This window comes from Roseateles sp. P5_E11 (assembly GCF_054049355.1).
Genome location: NZ_JBFUMO010000313.1, coordinates 1 through 6,800, shown reverse-complemented (window position 1 = coordinate 6,800; position 6,800 = coordinate 1). Strand labels below are relative to the sequence as shown.

General features: G+C 67.6%; 7 protein-coding genes. 1 reads left to right on the top strand and 6 read right to left on the bottom strand.

Annotated elements, in window-relative coordinates:
* The 3 genes from ACXJKR_RS20345 to lysA form a co-directional block, all read right to left on the bottom strand.
* On the bottom strand, nt 1–249 hold a 249-nt coding region (locus ACXJKR_RS20345; protein WP_457324358.1), incomplete at its 3' end, for a redoxin domain-containing protein.
* Nucleotides 250–366: 117 nt separating this feature from the next.
* Entirely contained in the window at nt 367–1,497 is a 1,131-nt protein-coding gene (locus ACXJKR_RS20340; protein ID WP_457324357.1) for an HD-GYP domain-containing protein, read from the bottom strand.
* Between the two features lie 48 nt (nt 1,498–1,545).
* Entirely contained in the window at nt 1,546–2,781 is a 1,236-nt protein-coding gene (gene lysA / locus ACXJKR_RS20335; RefSeq protein WP_457324356.1) for a diaminopimelate decarboxylase, read from the bottom strand.
* A gap of 70 nt (nt 2,782–2,851) precedes the next feature.
* On the opposite strand from lysA, the gene ACXJKR_RS20330 reads away from it, so the two are divergent.
* Nucleotides 2,852–3,757 carry a LysR family transcriptional regulator gene (locus ACXJKR_RS20330; RefSeq protein ID WP_457324355.1) on the top strand — a complete coding sequence of 302 codons (906 nt, stop codon included), beginning with the start codon at nt 2,852–2,854 and terminating at the stop codon, nt 3,755–3,757.
* On the opposite strand, the gene dxs is transcribed toward ACXJKR_RS20330, so the two are convergent.
* Genes dxs through xseB form a run of 3 tightly spaced genes read right to left on the bottom strand, consistent with a single transcriptional unit; the run spans nt 3,708 to nt 6,756 of the window.
* Complete coding sequence (gene dxs / locus ACXJKR_RS20325; RefSeq protein ID WP_457324354.1) at nt 3,708–5,600, bottom strand: 1-deoxy-D-xylulose-5-phosphate synthase; 1,893 nt, start codon at nt 5,598–5,600, stop codon at nt 3,708–3,710. The genes ACXJKR_RS20330 and dxs overlap by 50 nt on opposite strands.
* A gap of 11 nt (nt 5,601–5,611) precedes the next feature.
* Nucleotides 5,612–6,499, bottom strand: a complete 888-nt coding sequence (locus ACXJKR_RS20320) for a polyprenyl synthetase family protein (RefSeq protein ID WP_056198553.1) — start codon at nt 6,497–6,499, stop codon at nt 5,612–5,614.
* Entirely contained in the window at nt 6,496–6,756 is a 261-nt protein-coding gene (gene xseB / locus ACXJKR_RS20315) for an exodeoxyribonuclease VII small subunit (protein WP_056198557.1), read from the bottom strand. Before xseB ends, ACXJKR_RS20320 begins: the two co-directional genes overlap by 4 nt.
* Nucleotides 6,757–6,800 lie beyond the last annotated feature (44 nt).

Sequence of the window (6,800 nt, the reverse complement as noted above, 5' to 3'; positions counted from 1 at the left end):
GTGCCACACCTTGTGCGAGAAGTGGGTGTCGGTCGTGACGATGTAGACCTCGGCGCCCATCTTCTGGAACTCGGCGTAGCTGTCGGCCGCATCTTCGACTTCGGTCGGGCAGTTGAACGTGAAAGCGGCCGGCATGAAGATCAGCACGGACCACTTGCCCTTCAGGGTTTCGTCGCTAACGGTGATKAACTTGCCGTTGTGGAAGGCTTCGGTCTTGAAAGGCTGGACTTGGGTGTTGATCAGGGACATTCGAAAGCTCCGTAGGGCGCTGGTTGATGGGATAGGTAGAACTATATCGAAGATGAGTTTTCAGTAGAAAACATTTATCAAATCGACATCATTGATCCAGCCTATGAGGCCGGACGCTCAGGCTTCGTAGCGGCGGTCGTAGAGCTGGTGCGGGCTGAGCTTCACGCGCAGCACCTGCGCGGCCACCAGACCCGTGATCGCATGCTCGGCCACCGCCGTGTCACGCCTGACGGGAGAGCCTAAGGCATCCCCATGACGATTCATAACGGCGCTGACGATGGGAGTGTTGCCTGATGTACCGCGGCGCACCGCCACCGCGATCTCGCCGCTGGCGAGCTTGACCAGGGTGCCGGGCGGGAACATGCCGACCTCCTTGACCAGCAGCGCTGCAAAGGGATGGCCATTGCTGCCGGTGTAGAGCAACTTGGCCGCCTGCGGTGCCGGCATGCCTGCGCGGCCGCCGCGGCTGGCAAGCTTGGCCAGGAAGATGTCGACGAGGCGCAGCAGCTGGGCCGCCTCGTCGGGCTCGGCCAAGCCTTGCGGATAGCCACCGCCGCCCGGCTGCTCATGGTGCTGGGCCACCGCAGCCAGCCATTGCGCATCGTCCAGGCCGGCGTTGCGCAGCCAGGCCACGGCTTCGTCAGGATGGCGGTCGATGGCCGCGCGCTGGGGTGGTGCCAGCTTGCCGCCACGCGAGGCCAGGCGCCCCTGCAGGTCGATGATGGACAGGTTCATCGTCAGCGCGGCGCCAACTAGGCTCTTCTGGCATTCCGGCGTCCAGGCCAGGCGCCGCGCCAACAGCGCACCGAGGGCAGCCGTGTGCAGCAGGTGGGCCAGCCCATAGACCTCGTGGCGGCTGTGGTCGTGCTGGACGACGACGAAGAGCAACTGGTCCGGAAAGCGCTCGGCCCACACGATGAGCTGGGCGGCGCATTCCTTGACGCGTGGCAGGAAGAGGGTTTCCTGCGGCGTGCGCAGCAGTACGGACAACCGCGTCTGCATCGCCTCCCAGCGGCCGAAGAAGTCCTCGCTGCCCGCACCGCCATCGCTGCTACGCGCCGAGGCGTCGCGCACTTCCTCCATGTCGACGAACACGCCGCGGTTCAGCAGCGCCTCGCGCATCTGCTCGTTGGGCACCGGCTGGCCCTTGGCCAGCAGCAGCTTGCCCTCGGCATCACGCACCCCGAAAGGCAGGGGCGCCCCGGCCTTGATGTGACCGGCAACCTGCTGGATGGGGACGAGTTTCATGGCCGGATGATCTCCGGACTTGCACGCGCCGCCGCAGCGGAGAAACGCTCAGGTTTCCAGCGCCAGCAGCTCCTCGACAGTCTGGCGACGGCGGATCAGGCGGCTGGTGTCGCCGTCGACCAGCACCTCGGCCGCCAGCGGCCGACTGTTGTAGTTGCTGGACATGGAGGCGCCATAGGCACCCGCGTCGTGGATGACGAGCAGGTCGCCAACGCTTGCTGCCGGCAGGTCGCGCGTCAGCACCTCGCCGCCGGGGCCTTGCGTGAACACATCGCCGGACTCGCACAGCGGACCGGCCACGACGGTGGGCCGCTCGGGGCCGCCGGCGCCAATCAGGCTCATGGCATGGAAGGCGCCGTACATGGCCGGGCGCATCAACTCGTTGAAGCCCGCGTCGACAAGGACGAAGCGGTTGGCGCCCGAGTTCTTGACTGCCCTCACCTCGGCCAGAAGCACGGCGCTTTCGGCGACGAGGTAGCGGCCAGGCTCGATCTCCAGCTTCAGCGCGTGACCCACGACGCCTTCAGCCTCACGCCGGGCGGCATCCCACAGCCCGAAGTAGTGGGCCACGTCGATGCGCGCATCGCCATCGCGGTAGGGAATCGACAGGCCACCGCCGGCCGAGATCGCGTGCAGGTCATGCCCGGCCGCGACCGTTTCGCGCACCAGGCCGACCATGGCCTGGCCGACCTGGGCCAGATGCTCGTAGTCCACGCCCGAACCAATGTGCATGTGCAGGCCGACGAGCTTGAGCCCATGGCGGCTTATTGCAGCCAGCGCCGCGCCCAGGTCCGCATGCCAGATGCCGTGCTTGCTGTGCTCGCCGCCGGTGTTGGTCTTGTGGCTGTGGCCATGGCCGAACCCTGGGTTGATGCGCAGCCAGACCGCGTGGCCGGGCGAAGCCGTGCCGAGCTGATCGAGCATGTCGATGGAGCCGGCGTTCACAGGGATGCGGTGCTCGACAACCGTTGCCAGCGTGGCGTGGTCCAACAGGTCGGCGGTGAAGACGATCTCGTCACCACCAGCTTCGTAGCCTGCCGCCAGCGCGCGCAGGATCTCGCCGCGCGACACCGAGTCGACCTTGACGCCAGCCTCGCGCAGCAGCTTCAGGACGTGGATGTTGGAGCAGGCCTTCTGCGCAAAGCGCACGACGTCGAAGCGCTTCAGCGACGCGGCGCGCTCGCGGATGGTGGCGGCGTCATAGACCCACAGCGGCGTGCCGTGCTCGGCGGCGAGAGCTTGCAGGCGGGCGGGGTTCAGGGCGGCAGGCAGAGGCTTTGTCATGGATCGAAGCATGCCCGCGGCGACCCATTCAATCAAATTGAAATTTGTGCAGCGACAATTCAGTCCTGATATGGATATCCAGCACCGCCACATCGAAGTCTTCCGCGCGGTCATGACGGCGGGCAGCGTCACCGGCGCCGCCGCGCTGCTGCACACCTCGCAGCCGACCCTGAGCCGCGACCTCGCCCGGCTCGAGCATCTCCTGGGCTATGCCCTGTTCGAGCGCGAGCGCGGCCGCCTCAAGGCCACGGCGCGCGCGCGGGCGCTGTTCGACGAGGTCGAACGCAGCTTCCAGGGCCTGGCCCGCGTGATCGAACGGGCGGAGGCGCTGGGGCGTTCGGAAGATGCGGAGCTGAGTCTGCTGAGCCTGCCCGCGTTGAGCCACGCGCTGTTGCCGGCTGCCCTGCAGCAATTACTGGCCGCCAACCCGTCGGCACGCGTGTCCATCACGCCGGCCGAACCACCGCTTCTGGACGCCTGGATCAGCGAGCAGCGCTTCGATCTCGGCTTGGCCGAGCAGGCGACACCCCTGCCCGGCGTGCGTGTCGAGCCGGTGCTGGAGGCAGACGAAGTGGCCGTGCTGCCGGCCGACCACGCACTAGCGTCGCGCAAGCGGCTGGCGCTGAAGGATTTCGCAGGCCAGCACTTCATCAGCCTCGCCGAGGACGACCCCTATCGGCGCGAGATCGATGCGCGCTTCGATGCCGCGGGCATCCAGCGCCGTTTGCGCGTGCAGACGCACAGCGCCGTGGCCGTTTGCGAACTGGTGCGGACCGGGCTGGGCGTGGCCATCGTGAACCCGCTGACGGCAGCGGCCTGTGCGGGATCCGACCTGGTCGTGCGGCCACTGTCGGTGTCGATTCCCTACCGGGTCAGCGCACTGATCCCGCTGCATCGGCCGGCGCAGCCCTTGATCGAAGACCTGCTCAGCGCGCTGCGGCGCGCACGACCGTCGGCTTCGTCCCGAAGCGCTTGACGATGCTGGCCTCGATGCCGGCGGCGTCCAGGCCACACAGGCTCATCAGCTTGGCCGGGTCGCCGTGCTCGACGAACTCGTCGGGCAGGCCGAGCTGCAGCACCGGCACGCCGAGGCCGGCGGCGTTCAACGCCTCGACGACGGCGCTTCCGGCGCCGCCCATGATGCAGCCATCCTCGACGGTGACGATGACGTCATGCGTGCGCGCCAGTTCGGCAACGAGCTCAGCATCCAGCGGCTTGACGAAGCGCATATTGGCGACCGTCGCGTCCAGGCGCTCGGCCACTTCCAACGCGGGATAGAGCAGCGTGCCAAAGGCCAGGATCGCGATGCGCTGGCCCTGCCGACGCACTTCACCCTTGCCCCAGGCCTGGGCCGTCATGGCTTTGACAGGCACGACGCCAACGCCCGCGCCGCGCGGGTAGCGCACCGTCACCGGCCCGTTGTGCATGAAGCCGGTATACAGCGCCTGGCGGCATTCGTCTTCATCGGCCGGCGTCAGCACGGCCATGTTGGGGATGCAGCGCGTGTAGGCGATGTCGTAGTTGCCGGCATGCGTGGCGCCGTCAGCGCCCACCAGGCCGGCGCGGTCCAGCGCGAACAGCACGGGCAGGTTCTGGATGGCGACGTCATGGATCAGCTGGTCATAGGCGCGCTGCAGGAAGGTCGAATAGATCGCGACGACGGGCTTGATGCCCTCGCAGGCCAGGCCCGCGGCGAAGGTGACCGAGTGCTGCTCGGCAATGCCGACGTCGTGATAGCGCTGCGGAAAGCGCTTGTGGAACTCCACCATGCCCGAACCCTCGCGCATCGCGGGCGTGATGCCCACGAGGCGCGGGTCGGCCTCGGCCATGTCGCACAGCCAGTCGCCGAAGACCTGCGTGAAGGTCGTCTTGGGCGGCGTGGCCGGCTTGACGAAGCCCACCGCCGGGTCGAACTTGCCGGAGGCCGCGTGGTACTTGACCGGGTCGTTCTCGGCCAGCTTGTAGCCGGCGCCCTTCTTGGTGACGATGTGCAGGAACTGCGGGCCCTTCTTCTCGCGCAGGTTCTCCAGCGTCGGGATCAGCGAGTCCAGGTCGTGGCCGTCGATGGGGCCGACGTAGTTGAAGCCGAACTCCTCGAAGATGGTGCCCGGCACGACCATGCCCTTGGTGTGCTCCTCGAACTTGCGCGCGAACTCGTAGAGCGGCGTGTTCTTCAGCACGCTCTTGGCGCTTTCGCGGGCGGCGGCGTAGAAGCTGCCGCTCATCAGCCGCGCGAGGTATTTGTTCAGCGCGCCGACCGGCGGGCTGATGGACATGTCGTTGTCGTTCAGGATGACGAGCAGGTCGCCCATCAGGCCGCCATGGGCCACGCCGGCGTTGTTCAGCGCCTCGAAGGCCATGCCGGCCGTCATCGAGCCGTCGCCGATGATGGCCACGGCGCGGCGGTCTTCGCCCTTGAGTTTGAAGGCCATGGCCATGCCGTGGGCCGCGGAGATGCTGGTCGACGAATGGCCGGTGCCAAAGGTGTCGTACTCGCTCTCGTCGCGGCGCGGGAAGCCGCTGATGCCACCGATCTGGCGCAGGCCCGGCATGCAGTCACGCCGGCCGRTCAGCACCTTGTGCGGATAGGTCTGGTGGCCCACGTCCCACACCAGCCGGTCGTCCGGCGTGTTGAAGACGTAGTGCAGGGCCACGGTCAGCTCGACCGTTCCAAGGTTGGAGCCGAGGTGGCCGCCGGTCTTGGAGACGCTCTCCAGCACGAAGGCGCGCACCTCGTCGGCCAGCTTGCGCAGTTCGGTGCGCGGCAGGCGGCGCAGGTCGGCCGGGCTGTCGATGCCTTTGAGCAGCGTGTATTCCATGGCGGTCCTCTTTAGTTGTCCCGCTCTACAACGGAGTCGGCCAGCAGGCTGAGGTGGCTCACATCGGCCAGGCCGCTGGCGGCCAGGGCCGCCTTGGCCTCGGCGCGCAGCGCTTGAGCCAGGGCGCGTGCCGCGTTCAGGCCGAGCACGCTGACGTAGGTCGGCTTGTTGGCATCCTGGTCCTTGCCGGCCGTCTTGCCCAGCACTTCCGAATCCTGGGTCACGTCGAGGATGTCGTCGACAACCTGGAAGGCCAGGCCGAGCGCCGCGCCGTAGTCGGACAGCGACTGGGTCGCCTGCGTCGACACCGACCCGCAGGCCGCGCCCATCAGAACGCTGGCCTGCAGCAGCACACCAGTCTTGCGGCGGTGCATGTCGCGTAGCGTGGTTTCGTCCAGTCGCTTGCCAATGCTGGCCAGGTCGATGGCCTGGCCGCCGGCCATGCCGTCGTGGCCGGCCGAGCGGGCCAGCAGCGAGCACAACCGCGCCTGCAGGGCGGGAGCAATGCCCGTGTCCGGCGTCAGCACCTCGAAGGCGAGGGCCTGCATCGCGTCGCCCGCCAGCATGGCCTGGGCTTCGCCGAAGGCGACGTGCGTCGTCGGCTTGCCGCGGCGCATGACGTCGTTGTCCATGCAGGGCATGTCGTCATGCACCAGCGAATAGGCGTGGATGAGCTCGACCGAGCAGGCTGCGCGCATGGCCGCAAAGCTGTCGCCGCCCACGGCCGCGCAGCTCGCCAGCACCAACAGCGGGCGCAGGCGCTTGCCACCGCCCAGCACCGCATAGCGCATCGCCTCGCCGAGGCCTGCGGGCGCGGCAGCGGGCACGAGATCATCCAGCGCCGCTTCGAAGGCGTTCAAAGACGCCTGCACCCAGCGGTCAAAGTCCTGTGCATTCAAGATTCGGGGCCCTCCCAGGCCTTCAGTTCGGCGCCGTCCAGCAGCTTGACCTGCTGTTCCACCGCCTGCAGCCGCCCGCGGCACAGAGCCAGCAACTCGGCGCCCCGCTTGTAGCTGTGCAGAAGTTGGTCCAGCGGCAGCTGTTGCCCCTCCATGGCCGCCACCATGCGCTCCAGCTCGTCGAGCGCCTGCTCGTAGCTGAGGTCGGCATCGCCGTCGCTCGAGGCGGCCTTGGTGCGGGGAGAGGACTTGGTCATTTCAAAACGCGAAACAGCAATTGTAGTCAGCGGGCTTCCTCAGC